This is a genomic window from Stenotrophomonas sp. CASM114, assembly GCF_049384325.1.
Taxonomy (GTDB): Bacteria; Pseudomonadota; Gammaproteobacteria; order Xanthomonadales; family Xanthomonadaceae; genus Stenotrophomonas; species Stenotrophomonas muris.
The window spans coordinates 20,932-43,588 of sequence record NZ_JBMRGJ010000022.1; the positions used below are offsets into that span (position 1 = coordinate 20,932).

Genomic DNA, 22,657 nt, shown 5'->3' on the forward strand with positions numbered 1-22,657 from the left:
GGCAGGGGCCTGTGCGGAGTCATTCAGCTATCGTTGCCCACGCATTGCGTGCACGCAATGCGAAACTGAATTCAGCCACTGCCCGCTATGCTGCATGCCATGACCCGACGCTCTTCGACCGCCCTGTCCCTTCTGCCCTTGGCCACCACGCTGCTGATCGGCTGCGCCAATGCCCAGTCCCTCGATGCCCAGAACGCGCAGTTGAAAGCCGCGATCGCGGCCGCCGAACGCGGCCAGTTCGATCCTGGCCAGGCCGCTGCGCTCAGCCGCCATCCGGCGTATGGCTGGCTGGAGTACGCCAACCTGCGCCGCAACATCGACACCGTCGATACCGCGCAGGCACAGGCCTTCCTCAAGCGCTATGAGGGCCAGGCCGTGGCCAGCACGTTCCGCAGCGTGTGGCTGCCCTCGCTCGCCCGCCGCCAGGACTGGCCGACCCTGCTGGCCAACTGGGCGCCCACCGACAACGCCGGCCTGCGCTGTGCGCAGCTGACCGCGCGCCAGGTGACCGGCAAGGTCGATCCGCAGTGGATCAGCGAAGCACAGGAGCTGTGGCGCAAGAACGGCAAGCCGCTGCCGGACAGCTGCGATGCGGTGTTCACCGTGCTGCAGGCACAAGGCGGCCTGAGCGACGCCCTGCGCTGGGAACGGATCGATGCTGCCGCCGACGCGCAGCAGCCCGCCGTGATGCGCAGCGCGGCCCGCGGCCTGCCTGCCACTGACCTGGCACTGGCCAACACTTACGCCGCCTTCGTCGACAAGCCCAACGCCAGCGCCCTGAACTGGCCCCGCAACGAGCGCAGCCGGCGCATCGCCACCGATGGCCTGGCCAAGCTGGCCAAGGCCGACCCGGCCGCCACCGAACAGCAGCTGCCGCAGTACGCGCAGGCACTGGGGCTGAGTGCCGCCCAGCAGGGCCAGGTGCTGTACCAGATCGCGCTGTGGACGGTGGCGTCCTACCTGCCCGATTCGGCACGCCGCCTCAACGCGGTGCCGGAGTCGGCCTATGACGAACGCCTGCACGAGTGGCGCGTGCGCGAAGCGATGTCCCGCGGCGACTGGACCGCGGCGCTGACCGCCATCCGCAAGATGGGCAGCAAGCAGCGCAGCGACCCGCGCTGGCGCTACTTCGAAGGCCGCATGCTGGAGAAGACCGGCCAGGCCCAGCAGGCGCAGCCGCTGTTCCGCGAGGCCGCGCGTGCATCGACCTTCCACGGCTTCCTCGCCGCCGACAAGCTGCAGCAGGGCTACACGCTGTGCCCGTGGCAGCCCAACGACAGCGCGCAGGCTCAGGCGGTGATCGCGCGCGACCCGGCCATCCAGCGCGCAATGGCGTTGTACCAGATCGATCGCGCTGGCTGGGCCGTGGCCGAATGGAACAGTGCACTGTCGCGCTTCGATGACACCCAGCGTCGCCTCGCCGTGCGCGTGGCGCAGGACAACGGCTGGTTCGACCGCGCCGTGTTCGCGCTCGGCAAGCAGCCGCAGGAGCAGCGCCTGTACGACCTGCGCTTCCCGCTGCACCACGACGCCACCATCCGCCGCGAATCGGCACGCAACGCAATCGACCCGGCCTGGGTGGCGGCGGAGATCCGCGCCGAGAGCACCTTCACCCCGCGTGCGCGCTCACCTGCCAACGCCATGGGCCTGATGCAGGTGCTGCCAGCCACCGGTGCCGGCGTGGCCAAGTCGATCGGCCTGACCGGCTACGGCGGCGCCGACAGCCTGTACGACCCGGACACCAACATCGCCATCGGCACCGCCTACCTGCGCCAGTTGATGAACAAGTACGACGGCCTGCCCTACGTGACCATCGCCGCGTACAACGCCGGCCCGACCCCGACCGCACGCTGGCAGAGCCAGCGCCCGGGCTTTGATCCGGACCTGTGGATCGAGACCATCAGCTACAAGGAAACCCGCGAGTACGTGGCCCGCGTGCTGGCCTTCAGCGTGATCTACGACTGGCGCCTCAATGGTGATGCGCTGCCGCTGAGCGATCGCCTGATGGGCCGCCTGGTGGACAAGCGCAAGCGCTTCAGCTGCGCCGCCAACGCCGACCAGGGCGGCGATTGATCGCAACACAGTACTGCCGGCCGCTGGCCGGCATTCCCCGGCATCCACTCGCTGGGGAGGGAAACGATGAGCCTGCTGGCCTGGATCGGGCTGGACGCTGTATCGGTAGTGCCGGGCATGCGATGATTCCAGCCATGAAGATCTATCTTGTCGGCGGCGCCGTGCGTGACCGCCTGCTGCAGCGACCTGCCGGCGACCATGACTGGGTGGTGGTCGGCGCCACGCCCGCGCAGATGGAAGCGCAGGGCTTCACCGCCGTCGGCCGCGATTTCCCGGTGTTCCTGCACCCGAAGACCGCTGAGGAATACGCGCTGGCGCGCACCGAGCGCAAATCCGGCCGTGGCTACCGCGGCTTCGTGGTCGATGCCGACCCGGCAGTGACGCTGGAAGAAGACCTGCAGCGCCGCGACTTCACCATCAACGCGATTGCCTGCGACGAAGACAGCGGCACGCTGGTCGATCCCTACGGCGGTGTGCGCGATATCGAGCAACGCGTGCTGCGCCATGTCGGCCCCGCGTTCGTGGAAGATCCATTGCGTGTGCTGCGCGCGGCGCGCTTCATGGCGCGCTTCGCACCACTGGGCTTCACCGTCGCCGAAGAGACCATGGCGCTGATGCGCGAGGTCGCCGCCAGCGGCGAGCTGGACGCGCTGGTGCCCGAGCGCGTCTGGCAGGAGCTGCGCAAGGCGCTGGTCAGTGAACGGCCCTCCGCCTTCCTGCGCACGCTGCACGATGCGCAGGCACTGGGCCCGATCCTGCCCGAGCTGGAAGCGCTGTATGGCGTGCCGCAACGTGCCGAGTTCCACCCTGAAGTCGATACCGGCATCCACCAGGAAATGGTCAGCGACATGGCTGCCAGGCTGGCGCCGGGCGATGACCTGGTCGGCTTTGCCGCGCTTACCCATGACCTGGGCAAGGGCCTGACCCCGCCGGAGGAATGGCCGCGCCACATCATGCACGAGCAACGCGGCATCAAGCCGCTGAAGGCCTTGTGCGCACGATTGAAGATTCCCGCCGAACACCAGCAGCTGGCCGAAGCGGTGTGTCGCGAGCACTTGAACGTGCACCGCATCGACGAACTGCGCGATGCCACCGTGCTGGAACTGCTGGGCCGCTGTGATGCGCTGCGCCGGCCGGAACGCGTGGCCCGCATCGCACTGTGCTGCGAGGCCGACAAGCGCGGCCGGCTCGGCTTCGAGGACGCCGACTACCCCCAGGGCGAAACGCTCAAGCGCCTGCACCAAGCGGCGCTGTCAGTGCAGGCGCGGGATCTGGATACCACGCATCTGAAGGGCCCGGCCATCGGCGAAGCGCTGGCCAAGGCGCGGGTGAAAGCCATCGCCGCCGCCCGCTGATCCGCAACCGCCGTGGCGGCCGCGCACCGACTCCCATGGGTAGTGCCGGCCGCTGGCCGGCACCCCTATATCACTGGCTTCAGTGCGCCATCCCACGGGTAATCGCCGCCGCACGCTGCTTCAGCTGGGCCACGGCATCGGGAATCATCTCCATGCCCACGTCCAGGCCCGGGTTCAGCACCAGGCCGACGCCGTCGCCGATACCGGCCAGCAGCGCGTGCACCGCGATCGGCATGGCATGGGCAAACTGCGGCAGCTGCTCGTGCCACAGGCCGGCGCGCTCGGGCGCGGTGAACACCGCGAACATCGGCTCGCCGCTCTCGCTGGTCAGCACCAGCGGCGAGATGCTCTCGTCCCAGGCGCCATCCTCACCAATGGCCTTGTCCAGCAGCACGAACGCCGTCGAGGTCAGCAGGCCGTCGAGGAACTGCGCTGCGGTCAGCGTGCCGTCCTGGGCCTGCAGCAGGCGCACCTCGAGGTCGTTGAGGGGTTCGAACGGGGTGTCGTGGTCCATGGTCGGTTCCGGTACGTGGTTGCAGGGCAGACTTTAACAGGCCCGGTCCTCAACCGATGTATCCGTGCCGCCACATCCAACCGGCCACCGCCAGCGCAGCGACCCCCACCAGCATCAACGGCAGGCCGAAGCGGTGCCGCCACGGGATCGGCACCCCGCCCAGCTGCTGGTCCATGGTCTCGGTATCCAGCACCCAGCCGTGCTCGCACCGGGTACAGGCCAGCTCGTAGCGCCGCTGGTAGGTGAACCCGAACAGCAGGTCGATGCGCGCCATTTCGTAGCGCAGCTGCGGAGCGAACTCGGTTTCCGTCTGGCAGCGCAGGCAGTGGTGCGCTTCGGTGGGGCCGACGATCAGCACCCGTTCCTGTTGGCCGATCAGGATCATGTCCGGTTGACCTGGCAGGCGGGCTGGGCCAGCAGCCAGGCCTGGGCGGCGGCCACAGTGGCCGCGTCACCCTCGACGCGCTGGTCGGGTTCGATCTTCAGGCCATCGCCACGATCATTGCGGTCCCGCATCACGCTGGTGGTCAGCAGCAGGCGACTGCCATCGGCAAGCGTGTGCACGACATTGCCGGTGGAGACGCCCGCGGTCGGCTGGCCGAAACTCCGCGCCTGCGGGCGGCCACGCCACGCCAGCACCGAGGCCTCGCCCGAACTGCCGGTGCGGGGCCCGAACAGCACCGCCACCGGTGCGCCAGGCTGCCGCACTACATGGCCGGACTGGCCGAAGTCCAGCAGCGGCCTGCCCGCCAGCTGCACCGCAGTCGCCGTCAACGTCCAGCGCTGCGGCCCTTGCGCGGTTTCGAACGCGCCGACGTCCTCATTGTTCACCACCGAGGTGCGCAGCAGCGGTGCCATGCCCAGCAGCATCGGCCACATGGAGCCGCCACCGTTGTCCCGCAGGTCAACGATCCAGCCACAGCGCGCGCCGTCGTCCTTGCTGCGGATGACCTGCTGCCACCGCGCGGCACGCTGGATGTCCTGGCGGAATTTTTCCTGCGGCGTCGCGCCCGGCGAGGAGGCATAGCCCTCGATGACCACCCAGCCGATGCGCGCATCCACCGCATCAGCGGCCTTGGCCCGGTCCACGGCGGCGGCACCGGCCTGCTGCGCACGCGCGAGGGATTCGCGCTGACGCTGGGTCGTGGTCCACGCACCATGGTGGCCGGTGCTGAGCGCAATGGCTTCGCGCAGAACGGCCAGCCGTTGCGCGGGATCCCCCTGCGCCGATTGCAGGCGGATGCGGATGGCGGGCCAGTCCACCCGATCGCGATACAGCGCCTGGCGTTCAAGCAGATTGAGGATCTCGGCCTGGGCCTCCGGCGAGGGCACCTCGACCGCGCCTGGCGTATCGGCCATGGCGACGGTCGCCAGCAACACGAGCATCAGCGCGCCGATGCGACGCACTCCCTTGCGAACCTGCATGCGACGCTTCCTTGTCGTTGAATCAGGACCGCAGCATAACCGGGGCATGATCGCTTGCGCCACGCGCGAACTGTCGTATTTGCCTCCTCCGCAGATTGCAGGCAGACACGCTCACTGCGATCACAACATTACAACTTTGCCCATGTCATCGCGGCGTACAACACGCCAAGGTGGCTTTGCCGGCGCCTCCTGCGCTGGTCGGGATTGGCGTCCTGAATGAAGTTTTTCACGAGCAGGCTTGCAACGTCGTTGCCGGCCCGAACAATGCACCGTCCGTCGTTCTGCGGCGGGCGGTGCGAGGGGATCCCCGGATCCGCCGGCGTCATTCCTCGTGAAGAGCTTCACCGGCACGCCAACCCGCACCGCCCGCCACCTTGCATCCCGCAGGTGGCCTCGCCTCGTGAGGTTGCCGCCATGAACACGCCCCACCCCACCTATCCACGCCTGCATGCACTGCTCGGCGGTGCACTGCCCGGCCTGCAGCTGTCCAACGCCGCAGCCGAAGCGTTGGAAGGTGCGCTCGCCGAAGTCAACGAACAAGCGCCGCCATCGGCGTTCTTCACCCGGTTGCGCGGCATCGCTCACAACCACGCAGCCGACGGCCAGGCGTGGCGCGAGCAGCAACTCAGCGAGGCGCGCGGCCGGGACTTGGCCGAGGCAACGCGCTGCCTGGCGGCAGTGTCTGCGTGTGGGGGCATCTTGTTGGCGGCGCAGTCGGCACGCGAGATGGATGATGCGCAGGCGCAGTGTCCGCCGCAGGTGGAGGAAGGGCTGCTACATGCGGTGGTCGTGTTGGCCGATCATGCCGGGGCGTTGGTGGAACCGGATGCATGCGCACCGCTGTTGTAGAGCCGAGCCTATGCTCGGCTGCGCGGAGGTCATGGCGTCGGTGGGATTCGTGCCGACCAAGGTCGGCACCTGCCAGAGCAACGTCATGGCGCCGGTGGGATTCGTGCCGACCAAGGTCGGCACCTACCAGAGCAGCGTCGTGGCGCCGGTGGGATTCGTGCCGACCAAGGTCGGCACCTACCAGAACGGCGTCATGGCGCCGGTGGGATTCGTGCCGACCAAGGTCGGCACCTACCAGAGCGGTGTCATGGCGCCGGTGGGATTCGTGCCGACCAAGGTCGGCACCTACCGGAGCAGTGTCATGGCGCCGGTGGGATTCGTGCCGACCAAGGTCGGCACCTACCAGAGCAACGTCATGGCACCGGTGGGATTCGTGCCGACCAAGGTCGGCACCTACCAGAGCAGTGTCATGGCGCCGGTGGGATTCGTGCCGACCAAGGTCGGCACCTGCCAGAGCGGCGTCATGGCGTCGGTGGGATCCGTGCCGACCAAGGTCGGCACCTACCAGAGCAGCGTCATGGCGTCGGTGGGATTCGTGCCGACCAAGGTCGGCACCTACCTGAGCAACGTCATGGCGCCGGTGGGATTCGTGCCGACCAAGGTCGGCACCTACCAGAGCGGCGTCATGGCGTCGGTGGGATCCGTGCCGCCCAAGGTCGGCACCTACCAGAGCGGCGTCATGGCGTCGGTGGGATTCGTGCCGACCAAGGTCGGCACCTACCAGAGCAGCGTCGTGGCGTCGGTGGGACTCGTGCCGACCAAGGTCGGCACCTACCCAAGGTTGCGGTTGTCACCAGTCCGCACGCAGGCCGATGTTGCCTTCGATGATGCGGCGCTTCTCGTTGCGGTCGCTGCCCAGTTCACGCGTGTAGTCGGCCACGGCATAGGCGCTGATCGTTCGGTTGAAACGCCCGACCACACCCACGCCGGCTTCCAGCGCGCGTGAGCGCTGCGAATTGACGATCACGTCGTTGTCGAAACGGATGCGGTCTTCACCAGAACGGCCATGCCAGTAATTGAGCTTGAAATACGGCTGCCAGCCGTTGTCGGCCAACTGGTAATCGCCCGCCAAGCGCAGGCCGATGCGGCCGGTCCAGGCGTTGTCGTTGTCGAAGCGCACGCTCGATACTTCATCGCGACGGTCATCCAGCGAAGTGCGCTGCCAGATCACCTGCACCTGCGGTTCCAGCCACCATGCGGACTGCCCGAAGTGCAGCAGCGGCTTGCCCGCCTCCACCGACACGCTGGTACCGTCGCCGCTCAGGCCGAAGCCGAGCCCACGCGAGGAACGCACGCGGCCGTCGTAGCGGCTCTGCATCGCCACGGCGTCGATGTAACCCCCACTGCTATCGGTGAAGGTCCAGTACAGGCCCACGTGCTTGTCATCCAGGCGGTTCTGGCCTACCTGCACGTTCTCCCAGCCCAGTGCCAGACCCGTGGTCTTGCCCTGCGCGCGGGTGCGGCCAACGAATACGCCGATCTGGTTGCGGTGGTTGTCAGACGCCGCAGCCCACACGTCGAGACCGGCCTGCAGGCCCATCACATCGCCATCGAAGCCCGGCTGCGCATCACCCTTCCAGTGGATCTCGCTGCTCTGCCCCACCAACCGGCCCCAGGCGGTGCGGACTGTGCCCTGGTTGTACAGCAGGCGCTGTTCGCCCTGCCGCTCGTGGAAGGTACCGAGGCTGGCCAGCGAGGTCTCGCGCAGCAGCGGTGGCACCACGGCGTAGGCGGCGGTCTCCACGCGGTACAGCGGCACCACCGCGCCTTCGGCCGGGCGTGCACCCGGCGTTGGTGGGGTGCCGGTACCGGGCAACGCACCGCCGGCCACCGGCACGTCCGGCACCGCCGGGTCGCTGGGCGGCGCCACCGGCGCCGGTTCCGGTGGCGGCGGTGGCGGCGCGGCCTCGCCGGCGGTCAGGTTCGGATCGGTAGCGCCTTCAGGCGGCGGCGGCGGTGCCGGGGTGATCGCCGGCGGCGGTGCGACCGGCGGCGTCAGGGGCGGTGGCGTGGCAGTGCCGCCGCCGTTGGGTGCCGGCGTTGGTCCGGTCACCAGCGTCGATCGCAGGTACCAGTTCTCGCTGGTGCCGGCGCTGACACCACCCTTGAACAGGAAGTACTCGTAGGCACCGGCTGCAACCGGTGCGAACAGCGAGAACGCGCCCGGCGCAGTGCGGCCACCATTCAAGGCCTGCACCACCAGGATGCCATCGGCCAGCGTGGCGGCGCCGCTGCCGCCGGCATTGAGCACGCCGATGCCGGTGGTACCGGTGGCGGTTCCGCCATCGATCACCAGGCGGTCGCTGCTGGAATTGTCCGCACCCAGCACGGTACGCAGGTACAGGCCACCGCCGTCACCACGGTAGTTGCCACGCACGGTGAACACGTCGCCTGCGCCGGTGCCGGTCAGGTCGATGCGCCCGGCATTGACCATCTCCACCAGTGCACCACTGTTGAACGGACGGACTGCATGGCCGCCACTGCCCGCGTAGACGGTGCTGGTGTCGTCCACGGTGAGCGTGCCGGTGCCGGTTCCGCTGTCGCCCAGCACCAGGTCGCCATCAAAGGTCAGCTCGGTGCTGTTAGCCAGGCTGATCGCCTCCCAGTTCTGGAAGCGGCCCACGCCGGCAGTCTTGACGTTGTGAAAGTTGAGCTGGTCGATGCCACCGCCACCGTCGAACAGCGGCACCGCCCCCAGGTTGCCCTGGTTGAGGTTGCCGAGGTCGGCGACGTCGTTGTCCGGCCCCATGTCGATCGCGCCGTAGACGATGCCGCCGCCATTCCAGTTGAAGGTGTCGTTGCCGGTACTGAGCAGTACCTGCCCGCGCACGGTGCCGTCGGTGATGGTCACGCTGTCGTTGCCGCCGCTGACGCTGATGTTGCCGCCGATGTAGGCGGTACCCGAGATGATGATGGTGTCGGTATCGAAGCCGGTCACCACGTTGCCGTCCACGGTGCCGCCGGACTGGTCCCACAGGTTCTTGTCCAGCTTCATGTTGACCCGGCCGATGCGGCCAGCGGTCATCCACGCCTGGTCACCATCCTCGAACGCACCGATGATGCGGCCACCGCTCATGCGGAAGGTATCGATGTTGTCGCCCTGCTGCAGCGCGCCGACCGTGCCGCCACTCATGACGAAATCATCGCGGCCACTGCCCTGCGCCACCACGCCGGTGACGGTGCCGCCGGTGACGGTCATCTGGTCATCGCCACTGCCCTGGTCGACGCTGTCGATCGTACCGTTGTCCAGCAGCAGCGCATCATTGCCATCGCCCTGCAGCACACTGCCGCTGATGCTGCCAGCCTGCATGTCCAGGCGATCATTGCCGGCACCGAACTGCACGCCGGTGCGCCCGCTGATCGTTCCGCGGTTGACCAGCACGCTGTCGCCCGCGCCGACGAACTGCAGGGCGGTGTTGTTGCCGGTGCTGATGCTGCCCGAGTTCTCGACGCGGCTGCCGCCACCGAGCTGCACCGCCACGCCGCCCACCGAACTGATCGTGCCCAGGTTGGACAACAGGTGCCCACCGACCCCGACAAGCGAAATCGCGCTGCTGCCACCGCTTTGCTGCAGCTGCGCCGTGCTGGCGACAGTGACGGTGATGCCGGCGGCGCCATTGGCGGTGACGGGAACGGTCTGCGGGTTCGGCGCATTGGCATCGCAGGTGACCGTCTGGCCGGCGACGGGGGCGACGCTGTCACAGCCGGCCCAGGCGGCGCTGGCGGTCAACAGCATGACGGAGGGAACAGCCAAAGCCTGCAGTACGGAAACAGTGAGGCGGCGCATACGCACTGCGCGCGGGACGGCACGGGACATACAGCACTCCTGGACAGGGGATCAGGAACTGCGGATATGCGGTACTGCGAGCGAAGTCTGCGCCATGGTGAACGGTTTCGGCAGGTGAATTTGCGTGCCGATCATCACAGTTCAGATGCGAACCTGATCGGGCATCACCCCACCTCTACGTGCCTGAAATCGTTCATCTTTGCGGGGTCATGCCCATGCCTGGATGAGGTGGCCTCCCGGGGTTGGGTCAGAGCCCTTTCCTGCGGAAAGGGATCCGACCCGGACCCGTCAGATCTTCAGATAGATCTTCCGCCGGTCCAGCCACCACGCCACGCCCCACCACAGCGCGACGAACGCCAGCGCCTGCAGCATCGACGCCAGCTCGAGCGCGTGCGGCATCGCGGCGGCCAGTTGCTGCCAGATCCAGCCCCACGCGCCGGTCGCCATCAGCGCCACCGACATCACCGATGCGCCAAGATAGGCGGTAATTGCATTGACCCCGAAGCGCCGGCCCAGTGCGGGCCATCGCTTCTGGTCGATCAGCACGTGGCCCAGCCACAGTGCCAGCGCGGCAAGGCCCCCGGTCCACAGCGCGTAGCTGGGCGTCCACAGCTGCTTGTTCAACGGCAGCACCGTGGCCAGCAGCAGCCCCAGCACGGCGGTTGCCACACCCAGGCCAGCCAATGCCGCCGCACGACCGTTGCGCAGCAGGCCACCGGCAATCAGGCCGAGCACGGTACTGGCCAGCGCACCCAGCGTGCTCAGCAATCCTTCCGGGTCATGGCCCAGTCCGGTATCGGCGTGCCACTGGTAGATCCACGGTGCGAACAGCGTGGTGTCCAGGCGGCTGGCCGGGTTGGTCCATGGCGCCAGATCACCGATGCCCAGCAGCAGCACGGTGTAGCCCACCAGCAGCGTGACCAGCACGCCCACCTGCACGCGCGGCCGCGCATACACCGCCAGAACACCCACCAACGCTGCGCATACCGCAATCCGCTGCAGCACGCCCCAGATGCGGAAGTGATGGGTATGCAGCGCCCACCAGATCAACAGGTGCAGCAACGCGCCGGCGAGCAGGATGCGCAGTGCACGCTCCAGCACCCCGCGCGCCAATGCTGGCCGTGCAGCGGCATCCAGCGCGCGCGGTGCCACGCTGAAGGCCATCGACACACCCACCAGGAACAGGAAGAACGGGAACACCAGGTCGGTGGGCGTGCAGCCATGCCATTCCGAGTGACGCAGCGGCGCGAACACCGCACTCCAGTCGCCCGGATTGTTGACCAGCAGCATCGCCGCCACGGTGATGCCGCGCAGGGCATCGATCGAGCCCAGACGGCGTGGCGGCATACTGTTCATCAGGCGGCCTCGTACTGTCCGGCAATCCAGGTACCACGGACCTGCAGGGCGTCGTCCAGCAGCACCAGGTCGGCCTGGTAGCCCTCGGCGATGTGGCCAAGGCGGTCGTCGACGTTGAGGAACTGCGCCGGATAGGTCGACGCCATGCGCGCCGCTTCGGCCAGCGGTTGGCCGAGCAGCTGCACGGTATTGCGCACGGCGGTGGCCATGTCCAGCGCCGAGCCGGCCAACGAACCGGCGGCATTGCGCACCACGCCATCGATGGCGGTGATGGTTTCGCCATACAGCACGTAGCTGGGATCGTCGGCTCCAACCGGCGGCATCGCATCGGTCACCAGCAGCAGGCGACCGCGCGGCTTGGCCGCCAACGCCACGCGAAGGCTGGCCGGGTGCACATGCACGCCATCGACGATGATGCCGATCCAGCTGTCGCGGTCTTCCAGCGCAGCGCCCACCGCGCCGGGCTCGCGGCCCTGCAACGGCGACATCGCGTTGTACAGATGGGTGAAGCCGCGCACGCCGGCATCCAGGCCGGCGCGGATCTCTTCGTAGGTGCCTGCAGTGTGCCCAGCAGCGACGATCACGCCACGCTCGACCAGCGCACGGATGGTCTCCAGCGGCACGCGCTCCGGCGCCAGCGTCAGCAGGGTCACGCCGTTATCCAGCGATGCGGCCAGCGCAATCTCCGCTTCGTCCGGCACGCGGAACTTGCTGGCATCGTGCGTGCCCTTGCGCGCCGGCGCGATGTACGGCCCCTCCAGATGGATGCCGATCACGCCCGGCACGCCCTGCGTGATGGCCTCGCGCATTGCACCGATGGCTTCGCGCATCACCGCCACGTCATCGCTGATCAGCGTCGGCAGCATCGCGGTGGTACCGAAGCGGCGGTGCGCCTGCGCGATGGTGCGCAGTGCCGCCACGTCCGGCGTGTTGTTGAACAGCGCGCCGCCGCCGCCATTGACCTGCACATCGATGAAGCCGGGCAGCAGCCAGCCGCCCCCCAGGTCCACCTGCTCGGCCGCGTGGCCCAGCTGCGGCGCGGCATCGGGCAGCAGCGCGCTGATGCGACCGTCCTCGATCACCACCGCCAGGTCGTCGCGGAACTCATCGCCGGCCAGGATGCGGGCATTGCGCAGCACCGTCGCCATCACACCGTCTCCGTAACCTTGTTCAGATGCGGCGGCAGGTCCGGGTTGAAGCCACGGCGCAGCGCCAGCGCATTGATGGCGCGATAGAAGCTCTGCACGGTCAATAGCGGTGCGCACAGCGGATGCGGCGCGGCGGCCACCGGCAGGTTGCCGCCGGCACCGGCCATCCACACCTGCGCACCACGTGCGTTGAATTCATCGACCACCGCACGGGTACCGGCGCCGGTCTCGTCCGGCTGGGCGAAGGCCAGCACCGGGAAGCCACGGCCGACCAGCGCCATCGGGCCGTGCTTGACCTCGGCCGAGCTGTAGGCTTCGGCGTGCAGGCTGCAGGTTTCCTTGAACTTCAGCGCCGCTTCCTGCGCCGCACCCAGGCCCAGGCCGCGGCCGAGCACGAACAGGTTGGTGGCCTCGACCAGGCCCTCGGTCACCGCGCTCCAGTCGCACTGCCAGGCTTCACGCATCGCGTCCGGCAGCAGGTCCAGCGCCGCACGCAGGCTGCTGTCCTGCTTCCAGTACGCGGCCAGCTGCAGCAATGCGGCCAGCGAGGCCAGGTAGCTCTTGGTCGCTGCAACGCTCTTCTCGGGGCCGGCATGCAGCGGGATGACCGTGTCGGCCAACTGCGCCAGCGGTGAATCCTCGACGTTGACCAGCGCGATCACGCGCGCGCCGGCGGCCTTGGCCGCCTCGGCGTTGCGCAGCAGGTCCGGGCTCTTGCCCGACTGCGAGATGACGATGAACAGTGCGCCGCGCAGCTGCAATGGTGCGGCGTAGACCGAGCCCACTGATGGCGAGGCCGACGCGACCACCAGCCCCAGCTGGGTTTCCAGCAGGTACTTGCCATAGGTGGCGGCGTGGTCTGAGCTGCCGCGTGCACAGGTGACCACGAACGGCGGCGGCGCGGCACGCAGGCTGGCGGCCAGGGTTTCCAGGGTGGCGTGGTTTCGCGAGAACTGGCGGGCAACCACGTCGGCCGCTTCAGCGGCCTCGGCGAACATCAGGGTAGCGGTGGGGTCTGACAGCGACATGGCAGGCTCAGGCAGGATCGGAAGGAAGGGGGCGTGCGCCGGCCGGGCGCATCGGCGCGGTCGAACCGCGCACCACCAGCTGCGGCACGAAGCCCTGGTTGTGCAGCGGTGCCGGCGCATCGTCGTAGGCGTCGCTGCGCAGCTGCGCGATCAGCAGGCGCGCGGCATGGCGGGCGATGTCTTCGGTGGCCTGCTTGGCGGTGGTCAGCGGCGGCCACGACTGGCGCGAGAACGGGCTGTCCTCGAAACCGGCAATGGACAGGTCGTAGGGCACGTTCATGCCGGCCGACTTGGCGGCGGCCAGCACGCCGGCAGCGATTTCGTCGTTGGAACCGAAGATGGCGGTAGGCGGTTCGCGCAGCGCCAGCAGGCGGCGCGCGCCACGGAAACCGTCGTCGAAGGTGTAGTCGCCCTGCACCACCAGGTGCTTGTCCACGGTCATGCCGTAGTCCTTCAACGCGGCCTCATAACCGGCATAGCGTTCGCCCGAGGAGCGGTGCGAGCTGCCGCCCCAGAGGAAGCCGATGCGCTGGTGCCCCAGCTGGATCAGGTGTTCGGTGATCTCGTAGGCGGCCTCGCGGTCGTCGACGAACACGCAGGCACCGTCGGCCGGATCTTCGGTGGCCGCAATGATGCGCACCAGCTTGATGCCACGCGCGGTCAGCGCCTGGATCAGGTCGCGGCGCTCGGACATCGGTGCGGTCAGCACCAGCCCGGCCAGGCGCGAACGCTGCACCCAGTCAGCCAGTTCATCGGCCAGCAGCGGCGAACTGGAATCGCAGGGATGGATCTGCAGGCCGAACCCGGTCTCGCGGCAGGCGGCGAGCACGCCGTTCTGCACGCCGATGATGTGGTACGGGTTCGGGTTGTCGTAGACCAGCCCGATCACGAAGGTGGTGCCGCTGCGCAGGTTGCGCGCGGACGGATCGGGTTCGTAATCGAGCTCGGCGATGGCACGCAGCACCCGCGCGCGGGTGGCCTGCATCACCGAGGGCTCGTTGTTGATCACCCGCGAGACCGTCTTCAGCGAGACCTTGGCCTTTTCGGCAACGTCCTTGATGGTCGCTCTGCGCATCGGTTTTTCCTGGGGTTGGCTGCCGTCCATCATCGCCGATCAGCTCCGGTCCTGCGGCAGGCCCACGCGGTGGCCCACCACCGAATAGAACAGGATGTACAGGTAGCAGGGCACCATCAGCAGCACGAAGGTCAGCTGGAAATCGATGTGCTGCTTGAGCAGGGCGAACAGCTGCGGAATGATCGCGCCACCGGCGATGCCCATCACCAGCAGGGCCGAACCGGTTTCGGTGAAGCGCCCCAGGCCGCGGATGGCCAGCGGGAAGATGGCCGGCCACATCATGGCGTTGGCAAAGCCCAGCAGGGCCACGAAGGCCACCGACACATAGCCGTGCGTTGCCCACGCGCCCAGGCAGAACACCACGCCCAGCACCGCCGAAATGGTCAGGTAGCGCGACTGCGACACCACCCGCGGAATCACCAGCAGGCCGACCACGTAACCGACCAGCATCGCGCCCAGGGTGAAGGCGGTGAACATCTTGGTCTCGTCCAGCGGCAGGTTGAAGCCATGGCCGTAGGTGCCGATGGCATCACCGGCCATCACTTCCACGCCCACGTACACGAACAGGCACAGCACGCCCAGCCACAGGTGCGGGAACTGGAAGATGCTGCGGCGCTCGACCGCACCGGCGGCCACCGGCGTAGCGTTGGCTTCGGACGATTTGATTTCCGGCAGCGGCGAGAACAGGATCGCCACCGCCAACACCACCAGCAGCGCCGCCATGGCCAGGTACGGGGCATGGATCTTGGCGGCGAACTGGTTCAGCAGCACGGCTTTGGTCGCGGCATCGGCCGCCTGCACCTGCACGTCCAGATCGCCAATGCCATGCAGCACCACCGTGCCGATCAGGATCGGCGCCAGGATGCCGGCGATCTTGTTGCAGATGCCCATCAACGCGATGCGCCGCGCCGCCGTTTCGATCGGCCCAAGGATCGAGATGTACGGGTTGATGGCCGTCTGCAGCAGGGCCAGGCCGCTGCCGATCACGAACAGGCCGCCCAGTGCGCCGGGGTACCAGCGCTGGGTGGCGAATTCGCCGAACAGTGCCGCGCCACCGGCCATCACCAGCAGGCTCAGGCTCAGGCCCTTCTTCATGCCGGTACGGCGCAGGATCCACGACGAGGGCAGCGCCAGGAAGAAGTAGGACAGGTAGAACACCATCAGCACCAGGAAGGCGCCGACCTCGCTGAGCTCGAAGGCGAGCTTGACGAAGGTGATCAACGGGCCGTTGAGCCAGGTGAAGAAGCCGATCAGGAAGAACAACACGCCGACGATGGCGATGGAGGTGGCCACGTTCGGGCGCGCGCTTGCAGCGGGGACGGCGGACATCAGGAGGGCTCCTGCGGCGACAGCCGCAGAACGCGGCGTCGGAGAGTGGCTGGGAACAACGTTGTCACATTCTTTCGGTGGACAACGGCGGTTTGTCAACTTCCATGCACGCCCCTTCAACCTCGTGCTGCACTGCGCAAGTCGATTGCGGTGCTCCGCGCTGAATGCGCGCCAGGCCTAGAGCCCCATGCAGCAACGGTTCCCACGTGAAACCCGCACTCACGCCATGTAAACGTTTACTGCCTGTCGCATTCGTTGCGGCGCAGCAACGAAAGTGTCACGAACTCGTTGACATCGTTGTCAGCGCGGTTACAGACTCCGCCCCAATCGCTGCCCCCGATCCCGGGGCCAGCCCCACCTGCAGCAGGAGCCCGCGTGACCGCCAGCCACCCCGCCCCGTCGCATGTCCTGTCCCGCGTCGCGCCCTCGTTCCTGGCCGCGGACGTCGGTGGCACCCATGTGCGCGTGGCCCGGGTCCAGGCCAGCGGTGACACCGCCCATCCGGTGCAGGTGCTGGAATACCGCAAGTACCGCAACGCCGACCATGCCGGCCTCAGCGCGATCCTGTCCGACTTCCTGGGCGAAGGCCCACGCCCCACGCACTGCGTGGTTGCCAGCGCCGGCTACGCCCGCGAGGACGGCACGGTGATCACCGCCAACCTGCCGTGGCCGCTGTCGGCACGCCAGGTGGAGGCCGATGTCGGCCTGCAGCGGGTCTACATCGTCAATGACTTCGAAGCGGTGGCCTATGCCGCCGCGCAGGTGGACGCCAGTGGCGTGCTGCACCTGTGCGGGCCGGACACCGCTGCGCGTGGCCCGACCCTGGTGGTCGGTCCCGGCACCGGCCTCGGCGCCGCGCTGTGGATCCCCACTGCGCACGGCCCGGTGGTGCTGCCGACGGAAGCCGGCCAGCCGACCCTGGCCGCAAGCACCGAACTGGAAATGGCCATCGTCCGCCACATGCAGCGCGACCGCGCCCACGTGTCGATCGAACACGCGATCTCCGGCCCCGGCCTGATGAACCTGTACCGCGCGGTCTGCGCGCTGCAGGGGCAGGCGCCGACGCTGGCCAGCCCCGATGCGGTCACCGCCGCCGCCATGGCCGACACCGATGCGCATGCGCGCCAGGCGCTGGATGTGTTCTGCGGCCTGCTCGGCAGCACCATCGGCGACATGGCGCTGTTCTACGGCGCCCACGGTGGTGTCTACCTGGCCGGCGGCATCCTGCCGCAGATCCGCGAATACCTGCACGCCAGCACCTTCGTCGAACGCTACCTGCAGAAGGGGCCGATGGGCGAAGCGCTGGCACGCATCCCGGTAAAGGTCGTCGAGCACGGCCAGCTGGGCGTGGTCGGCGCTGCCAGCTGGTACCTGCAGCAGTCGGCCGCCTGACACCGCAACAGGCTTCAACGCAATCGCAGCACGCAGTACGTGGCACGCCAACGCACGGGACTTCGCCGCCGCCCCGCGCATGTCATCGCAACCGCAACCGAACACCGCCGCCGGCATCCAATCGAGTGATGAGGAGAGACATCATGAACACCCGCAAGACCCTGCTTTCGGCCGCCATCGTCAGCTGCATCGCCTTCAGTGCGCACGCGCAGCAGGCTGCCCCGACCGCCACCGACCTGGACACCGTGACCGTTACCGGCATCCGTGGCTCGATGGAAAAATCGCTGGACACCAAGCGCGAAGCCAATGCGCGCGTGGAAGTGGTCACCGCCGAGGACGTGGGCAAGCTGCCGGCGCACAACGTCGCCGACACCCTGCAGCGCCTGCCGGGCGTCAACATCAGCTCGTCCAGCGCCGATGAAGGCGGTTTCGACGAAGCCGACCGTGTCAGCCTGCGCGGCACCAGCCCGAGCCTGACCCAGACCCTGATCAACGGCCACACCGTCGGTTCGGCCGACTGGTTCGTGCTCAGCCAGGGCAACAACGTTGGCCGCAGCGTCAGCTACTCGCTGCTGCCGTCCGAACTGGTCAGCTCGGTGGAAGTGAACAAGTCCTCGCAGGCCAAGCTGCAGGACGGCGGCACCACCGGTACCGTCAACATCATCACCCGCAAGCCACTGGAATTCTCCAAGCCGTTCACCGCGGAAGGCTCGATCGGCCTGGTGCGCTCGGACCAGGCCAAGTCGAACGACCCGCAATATTCGGCGCTGTTCAACTACAAGAACGACGAAGGCACCTTCGGCGTGATGGTGCAGGGCTTCAGCCAGAAGCGCGAACTGCGCCGTGAAGCGCAGGAAATCCCGGGTGGCTTCTTCAAGATCGGCGCAAACGATCCGGTCGCCAAGACCAATCCGGACCTGATCGGCGTCAACGTTCCGGGCCTGCTGGGTTCGACCCTTTTCGAACAGACCCGCGAGCGCAAGGGCGGCCTGGTCTCGCTGCAGTTCAAGCCGAGCGACAGCCTCACCCTCGGCCTCAGTGGTTTCAGCTCCGAGCTGAAGGCGAACAACTACAACCGCAACTTCATGATGTTCGGCAACAGCTTCGCCAAGTCGCAGGCGCCGGATCCGGGCTATGTGGTCAAGGACGGCGTGCTGACCAACGCCAACTACAAGGGCGTGCCCGGCACCGACTATGCGGTGTACGACATGATCTACCGCGAGTCGAAGGCCAAGTCGAGCTATGTCACCTTCGATGCCGACTGGCAGATCAGCGACAGCCTGACCGCCAAGTTCCAGGCCGGCAGCACCAAGGGTACCGGCGAGACGCCGCGCCAGTACATCGCCGAGGTCACCCTGGCCAACGGCGGCGGCGCCAGCTGGGCTACCCACGGCAATGGCTCGCCGATCGACTGGAACGTCGGCGGCGACATCTCGCCCAACGGCGTGACCAGCTTCGGCACCTGGGGCAACCAGCAGGTCACCGCTGAAGACAAGGAGAAGTGGGCCACGCTCGACTTCAACCAGTACTTCAACGATGGCGGCGTGCTGAGCTCGATCGACTTCGGCCTGCGTTTCGCCGACCACAAGCGCGAAGCGCTGTCGCCGGAAGGTGCAACCCCGGGTGACATCTGGAGCGCGCTGAAGAACGGTGCGACGGCCAACTATCCCAGCGGCTTTGCCGGTGACATCGGCGGCACCTTCCCGCGCAACCTCTGGTACTTCACCCCGGGCGCGCTGAAGGACGCGGTGACCAACAACTCCACCTGGCTGGCCGGCAATGATGGCCCGACCGGTCGCCACAACTATGGCGCCGAGTGGAAGGTGAAGGAAAAGAACTTCGCCGGCTACGTGCAGGCCAACTTCCGCGGCGACTGGTGGAGCGGCAACGTCGGCCTGCGCTACGTCAACATCAAGCAGGACATCGACACCTACAACGCCGTCAGCAAGGCCGCCGATGCCGATGTCAGCAGCCTGTTCGGCATGTGGGAGCGCCTGGCCTTCCAGAACAAGCGCAACCGCGTATTGCCCAGCGCCAACATCAAGTTCGACCTGGACGACTCGCTGGTGCTGCGCGTCGCCGCCTCGCAGACCCAGACCCTGCCGGACTACTCGGCACTGGGTGCCTCCTCGTACGGTTCGGACCTGAACCGCACCGGCGGCGGTGGCAATCCGAACCTCAAGCCGACCCTGTCGACCAACCTGGACGCCAACCTGGAGTGGTACTTCATGCCGCGCGGCCTGCTGTCGGTGGGCGCGTACCACATGGACCTGAAGGACTACATCGCCTTCGACGTGGTCTCGCGCCAGCTGTACAGCGAACTGACCAACCAGCTTGAGACCTACCAGATCTCCACCCCGATCAATGCCGACGGCAAGGTCACCGGCGTGGAAGTGGCCTACGAACAGCCGATCGGCGAGTACTTCGGCGTCAATGCCAATTACACCTACGCCAACGGCACCACCTCGCACACCTGGTCGGACGGCTCGCACAACCTGCTGGGCACCTCGAAGAACACCTACAACGTGGGTGCCTACTTCGAGAACGAGCGCTTTGGCGCCCGCGTCAGCTATACCCGCCGTTCCTCGTTCCTGATCAGCCTGTCGGGCACCAATCCGTACTACCAGGATGACTTCGGCACGCTGTCGGCGTCGCTGAGCTACAAGGCCACCGACTGGCTGAGCATCACCCTGGATGGCCTGAACCTCAACAACCCGACCTACAAGTACTACCAGACTGCGGCCATCCCGACCTCGTTCTACAGCAACGGTCGCCAGTACTACCTCAACTTCCGCTTCAAGTACTGATCCAGCGGCGGCAACATCGCCGAGTCGTGCACGCACGCCGGGCCTGGGTCATTCCGGGCCCGGCGTTTTTCATGTATAGCGTTCATCGCACCGTTCCAAGGAGTCGTACCGATGGTCAAGCCTTCCCGCGCCCGGATGCGCAGCGCAGTGCTGCTGGGCAGCCTGCTCGCCCTGTTGCCGGCACTGCCGGCACTTGCCGCCGACCCCATGCCGGCCGCTGAGGCACCCGGCCCGCAGCTGCGTGCCGGCAGCCTGATGCTGATTCCCGCCCCCAGCAATGTGCAGCCTGGCCAGGGCAGCGGCATCACCGTGCGCGCCGATACCGTGCTGCAGGCCGAAGGCGAGGCCGCACAGCGCGTCGCCAGCCAGTTCGCCGACCTGCTGGCGCGCAGTGGCGGCCCGCGCCTGGGGCCGGCCAAGGGCAAGGCGGCGGCCAGGACCGGTGGCATCCGCTTCCAGATCGTGCCCACCTTCCGCGACAGCGGCGAGGGCTACACGCTGGAAAGCACCGCACAGGGCGTAGTGGTACAGGCCGGCAACGAAACCGGCCTGTTCTACGGCGCAACCACCCTCGCCCAGCTCGCCACCGGCGGCAGCAACGGCGTGCTGCCAGCGGTGCAGATCCAGGACGCGCCACGCTTCAGCTGGCGCGGTTTCATGCTCGACTCGGCGCGGCATTTCCAGAGCCTGGACGAGATCAAGCGCGTGCTCGACGCAATGGCCGCGCACAAGCTCAACACCTTCCATTGGCACCTGACCGATGACCAGGGTTGGCGCATGGAGATCAAGCGCTATCCGAAGCTGACCGGAGTGGGCAGCTGCCGCCTGCCGGCCGGCGACGGTGGCATCGATCCGGTCACTGGCAAGGAGCATCCGTATTGCGGCTTCTACACGCAGGACCAGATCCGCGAAGTGATTGCCTATGCCGCGAAGCTGCATATCCAGGTGATTCCGGAAATCGATGTGCCGGGGCACGCGACCGCAGCGATTGCCGCATACCCGGAAGTGGGTTCGATCAATACCCCGCTGAAGCCGATCAGCGAATGGGGCGTGTTCCCGAACCTGTTCAACGTGGAAGACAGTACTGTCACCTTCCTCGAGAACGTACTGGAGGAAGTGATCGAACTGTTCCCGGCCAAGTACGTGCACGTCGGCGGCGACGAGGCGGTCAAGGACCAGTGGGAAGCCTCCAGGCAGGTCCAGCAGCGCATGCGTGCGCTGGGCATCAAGGATGAAATGGCCATGCAGAGCCACATCATCAAGCGCCTGGAGACCTTCCTGGAGGAGCACGACCGGCGCCTGATCGGCTGGGATGAAATCCTTGAAGGCGGGCTGCCGCCGCAGGCCACGGTGATGTCCTGGCAGGGCACCGAAGGTGGCCTGGCCGCGGCCAGTGCTGGCCATGACGTGGTCATGTCGCCGGTGGGCTACCTCTATCTGGATTACCTGCAGACGGCCTCGCCGAACGAACCGCCGGGCCGCCCGGCCCAGGTCAACCTCGGCAAGCTGTACAACTTCGAGCCCGTGCCGGCCGAGCTGGCCGCTGACAAGCGCGGGCACATCCTCGGCCTGCAGGCCAACATGTTCACCGAACACACGCGCACCTATGCGCGCCTGCAGCACAACCTGTTCCCGCGCCTGGCCGCGGTGGCCGAGACCGGCTGGAGCACGCCGGAGCATCGCGACTTCCGCGATTTCCTCGCGCGCCTGCCCGCGCAGCTGCAACGCTACCGCGCCTGGGGCCTGGCCTACGCGCAGACCCCGTTCGAAGTGGGCGTGGACTACACCGACAACCGCGCCGCCAACACGGTGACCGTGTCGCTGGCCAACCCGCTGGGCTATGAGGTGCGCTACAGCACCGATGGCCAGCCGGTGACGGCGCAGTCGCCGCTGTACCAGCAGCCGCTGACCAGTACGCTGCCGACCACGGTGCAGGCCGCCGCGTTCTACCAGGGCCAGATGCTGGCGGCGAAGCCGACGGTCGCGGACTTCAGTGCGCAATCGCTGCTCAGCCGCCGCAGTGACGAACTGCTCAGCTGCGTAGGCAAGAAGGGGCTGGTGCTGCGCCTGGAAGACGATGGCCCGCGCGAGGGAAACCGCGCAGTGTTCAACGTGGACATCTTCCAGCCATGCTGGCGCTGGCCACAGGCACAGCTGGACGGCATCGGCAGCGTGGAAGTCCGCGCGGGGCGTATTCCGTACTACTTCCAGCTGGCCCACGACGAGCCCAAGCGTCGCTTCGAGAAGGCCAAGCGTGCGCATGGCGAGATGCTGGTGCGTCGCGGCGACTGCAGCGGCAAGGTGCTGGCCGAAGTGCCGCTGCCGGCCACGCCGGATGCCGATGGCTTCGTGACGCTGCGTGCGACGCTGCCGAAGGGCTCCCAGGGCACCGGTGACCTGTGCATCAACTTCACCGGCGACACGCGCCCGGCGATGTGGGTGCTGGATGAGCTCACGCTGGGGAAGTGACCCCAAGCCTGTCCTGGCGCAATCGATCCACGCATGGCGTGGATCTACTG

At 67.5% G+C, this 22,657-nt stretch carries 15 protein-coding genes; 6 read left to right on the forward strand and 9 right to left on the reverse strand.

Annotation, left to right across the window (positions count from 1 at the left end; all coding sequences use genetic code 11):
* Window positions 1-87: 87 nt before the first annotated feature.
* Both VG566_RS17090 and VG566_RS17095 read left to right on the forward strand, forming a co-directional pair.
* On the forward strand, window positions 88-2,073 hold the full coding sequence (locus VG566_RS17090; RefSeq protein ID WP_014648411.1) for a transglycosylase SLT domain-containing protein: 1,986 nt from the start codon (window positions 88-90) through the stop codon (window positions 2,071-2,073).
* Between the two features lie 134 nt (window positions 2,074-2,207).
* Window positions 2,208-3,428 carry a multifunctional CCA addition/repair protein gene (locus VG566_RS17095; RefSeq protein WP_241884200.1) on the forward strand — a complete coding sequence of 407 codons (1,221 nt, stop codon included), beginning with the start codon at window positions 2,208-2,210 and terminating at the stop codon, window positions 3,426-3,428.
* 79 nt (window positions 3,429-3,507) lie between these two features.
* Here the strand turns inward: VG566_RS17095 and VG566_RS17100 are convergent, their stop codons facing one another.
* From VG566_RS17100 to VG566_RS17110, 3 genes are read right to left on the reverse strand one after another with little or no spacing between them, the layout of a single operon-like run.
* Window positions 3,508-3,942, reverse strand: a complete 435-nt coding sequence (locus VG566_RS17100) for an SseB family protein (protein ID WP_005419309.1) — start codon at window positions 3,940-3,942, stop codon at window positions 3,508-3,510.
* A 49-nt stretch (window positions 3,943-3,991) separates the two neighbouring features.
* Window positions 3,992-4,327, reverse strand: coding sequence for a hypothetical protein (locus tag VG566_RS17105; protein WP_241884199.1), 336 nt, complete (start codon window positions 4,325-4,327; stop codon window positions 3,992-3,994).
* Window positions 4,324-5,367 carry a S41 family peptidase gene (locus VG566_RS17110; protein WP_049403911.1) on the reverse strand — a complete coding sequence of 348 codons (1,044 nt, stop codon included), beginning with the start codon at window positions 5,365-5,367 and terminating at the stop codon, window positions 4,324-4,326. Before VG566_RS17110 ends, VG566_RS17105 begins: the two co-directional genes overlap by 4 nt.
* 414 nt (window positions 5,368-5,781) lie before the next feature.
* Between VG566_RS17110 and VG566_RS17115 the strand changes: the two genes are divergently transcribed.
* Window positions 5,782-6,216 (forward strand): hypothetical protein, encoded by a 435-nt coding sequence (locus VG566_RS17115; RefSeq protein ID WP_049403913.1) that lies wholly within the window; start codon window positions 5,782-5,784, stop codon window positions 6,214-6,216.
* A gap of 790 nt (window positions 6,217-7,006) precedes the next feature.
* Here the strand turns inward: VG566_RS17115 and VG566_RS17120 are convergent.
* The 6 genes from VG566_RS17120 to VG566_RS17145 form a co-directional block, all read right to left on the reverse strand.
* A complete protein-coding gene (locus VG566_RS17120; RefSeq protein WP_241884198.1) occupies window positions 7,007-10,033 on the reverse strand; it encodes an autotransporter outer membrane beta-barrel domain-containing protein in 3,027 nt (1,008 codons plus the stop codon).
* Between the two features lie 258 nt (window positions 10,034-10,291).
* The gene (locus VG566_RS17125; RefSeq protein ID WP_241884197.1) at window positions 10,292-11,359 is read right to left on the reverse strand and encodes a heparan-alpha-glucosaminide N-acetyltransferase domain-containing protein; all 1,068 of its coding nucleotides are present in this window, start codon (window positions 11,357-11,359) and stop codon (window positions 10,292-10,294) included.
* Window positions 11,359-12,507: an N-acetylglucosamine-6-phosphate deacetylase gene (gene nagA / locus VG566_RS17130; RefSeq protein ID WP_053495105.1), complete on the reverse strand. Its 1,149-nt coding sequence runs from the start codon at window positions 12,505-12,507 to the stop codon at window positions 11,359-11,361. The genes VG566_RS17125 and nagA overlap by 1 nt, the downstream gene beginning before the upstream one ends.
* A complete protein-coding gene (locus VG566_RS17135) occupies window positions 12,507-13,535 on the reverse strand; it encodes an SIS domain-containing protein (RefSeq protein ID WP_100450616.1) in 1,029 nt (342 codons plus the stop codon). Before VG566_RS17135 ends, nagA begins: the two co-directional genes overlap by 1 nt.
* A 7-nt stretch (window positions 13,536-13,542) precedes the next feature.
* Window positions 13,543-14,610 carry a LacI family DNA-binding transcriptional regulator gene (locus tag VG566_RS17140; RefSeq protein WP_005411045.1) on the reverse strand — a complete coding sequence of 356 codons (1,068 nt, stop codon included), beginning with the start codon at window positions 14,608-14,610 and terminating at the stop codon, window positions 13,543-13,545.
* Window positions 14,611-14,649: 39 nt separating this feature from the next.
* Complete coding sequence (locus tag VG566_RS17145; protein WP_014648421.1) at window positions 14,650-15,939, reverse strand: sugar MFS transporter; 1,290 nt, start codon at window positions 15,937-15,939, stop codon at window positions 14,650-14,652.
* 375 nt (window positions 15,940-16,314) lie between these two features.
* Between VG566_RS17145 and VG566_RS17150 the strand changes: the two genes are divergently transcribed.
* From VG566_RS17150 to VG566_RS17160, 3 genes are all read left to right on the forward strand, one after another.
* The gene (locus tag VG566_RS17150) at window positions 16,315-17,331 is read left to right on the forward strand and encodes a glucokinase family protein (RefSeq protein WP_049442849.1); all 1,017 of its coding nucleotides are present in this window, start codon (window positions 16,315-16,317) and stop codon (window positions 17,329-17,331) included.
* Window positions 17,332-17,474: 143 nt separating this feature from the next.
* Window positions 17,475-20,138 (forward strand): TonB-dependent receptor, encoded by a 2,664-nt coding sequence (locus VG566_RS17155; protein ID WP_423172676.1) that lies wholly within the window; start codon window positions 17,475-17,477, stop codon window positions 20,136-20,138.
* Between the two features lie 111 nt (window positions 20,139-20,249).
* Window positions 20,250-22,607 carry a family 20 glycosylhydrolase gene (locus tag VG566_RS17160; RefSeq protein WP_241884196.1) on the forward strand — a complete coding sequence of 786 codons (2,358 nt, stop codon included), beginning with the start codon at window positions 20,250-20,252 and terminating at the stop codon, window positions 22,605-22,607.
* Window positions 22,608-22,657: the final 50 nt, after the last annotated feature.

Bases quoted from the DNA above. Each gene is read 5' to 3' on its own strand.
- VG566_RS17090 (WP_014648411.1), top strand. From the start codon at position 88: ATGCTGCATGCCATGACCCGACGCTCTTCGACCGCCCTGTCCCTTCTG.
- VG566_RS17095 (WP_241884200.1), top strand. From the start codon at position 2,208: ATGAAGATCTATCTTGTCGGCGGCGCCGTGCGTGACCGCCTGCTGCAG.
- VG566_RS17100 (WP_005419309.1), bottom strand. From the start codon at position 3,942: ATGGACCACGACACCCCGTTCGAACCCCTCAACGACCTCGAGGTGCGC.
- VG566_RS17105 (WP_241884199.1), bottom strand. From the start codon at position 4,327: ATGATCCTGATCGGCCAACAGGAACGGGTGCTGATCGTCGGCCCCACC.
- VG566_RS17110 (WP_049403911.1), bottom strand. From the start codon at position 5,367: ATGCAGGTTCGCAAGGGAGTGCGTCGCATCGGCGCGCTGATGCTCGTG.
- VG566_RS17115 (WP_049403913.1), top strand. From the start codon at position 5,782: ATGAACACGCCCCACCCCACCTATCCACGCCTGCATGCACTGCTCGGC.
- VG566_RS17120 (WP_241884198.1), bottom strand. From the start codon at position 10,033: ATGTCCCGTGCCGTCCCGCGCGCAGTGCGTATGCGCCGCCTCACTGTT.
- VG566_RS17125 (WP_241884197.1), bottom strand. From the start codon at position 11,359: ATGAACAGTATGCCGCCACGCCGTCTGGGCTCGATCGATGCCCTGCGC.
- nagA (WP_053495105.1), bottom strand. From the start codon at position 12,507: ATGGCGACGGTGCTGCGCAATGCCCGCATCCTGGCCGGCGATGAGTTC.
- VG566_RS17135 (WP_100450616.1), bottom strand. From the start codon at position 13,535: ATGTCGCTGTCAGACCCCACCGCTACCCTGATGTTCGCCGAGGCCGCT.
- VG566_RS17140 (WP_005411045.1), bottom strand. From the start codon at position 14,610: ATGCGCAGAGCGACCATCAAGGACGTTGCCGAAAAGGCCAAGGTCTCG.
- VG566_RS17145 (WP_014648421.1), bottom strand. From the start codon at position 15,939: ATGTCCGCCGTCCCCGCTGCAAGCGCGCGCCCGAACGTGGCCACCTCC.
- VG566_RS17155 (WP_423172676.1), top strand. From the start codon at position 17,475: ATGAACACCCGCAAGACCCTGCTTTCGGCCGCCATCGTCAGCTGCATC.
- VG566_RS17160 (WP_241884196.1), top strand. From the start codon at position 20,250: ATGGTCAAGCCTTCCCGCGCCCGGATGCGCAGCGCAGTGCTGCTGGGC.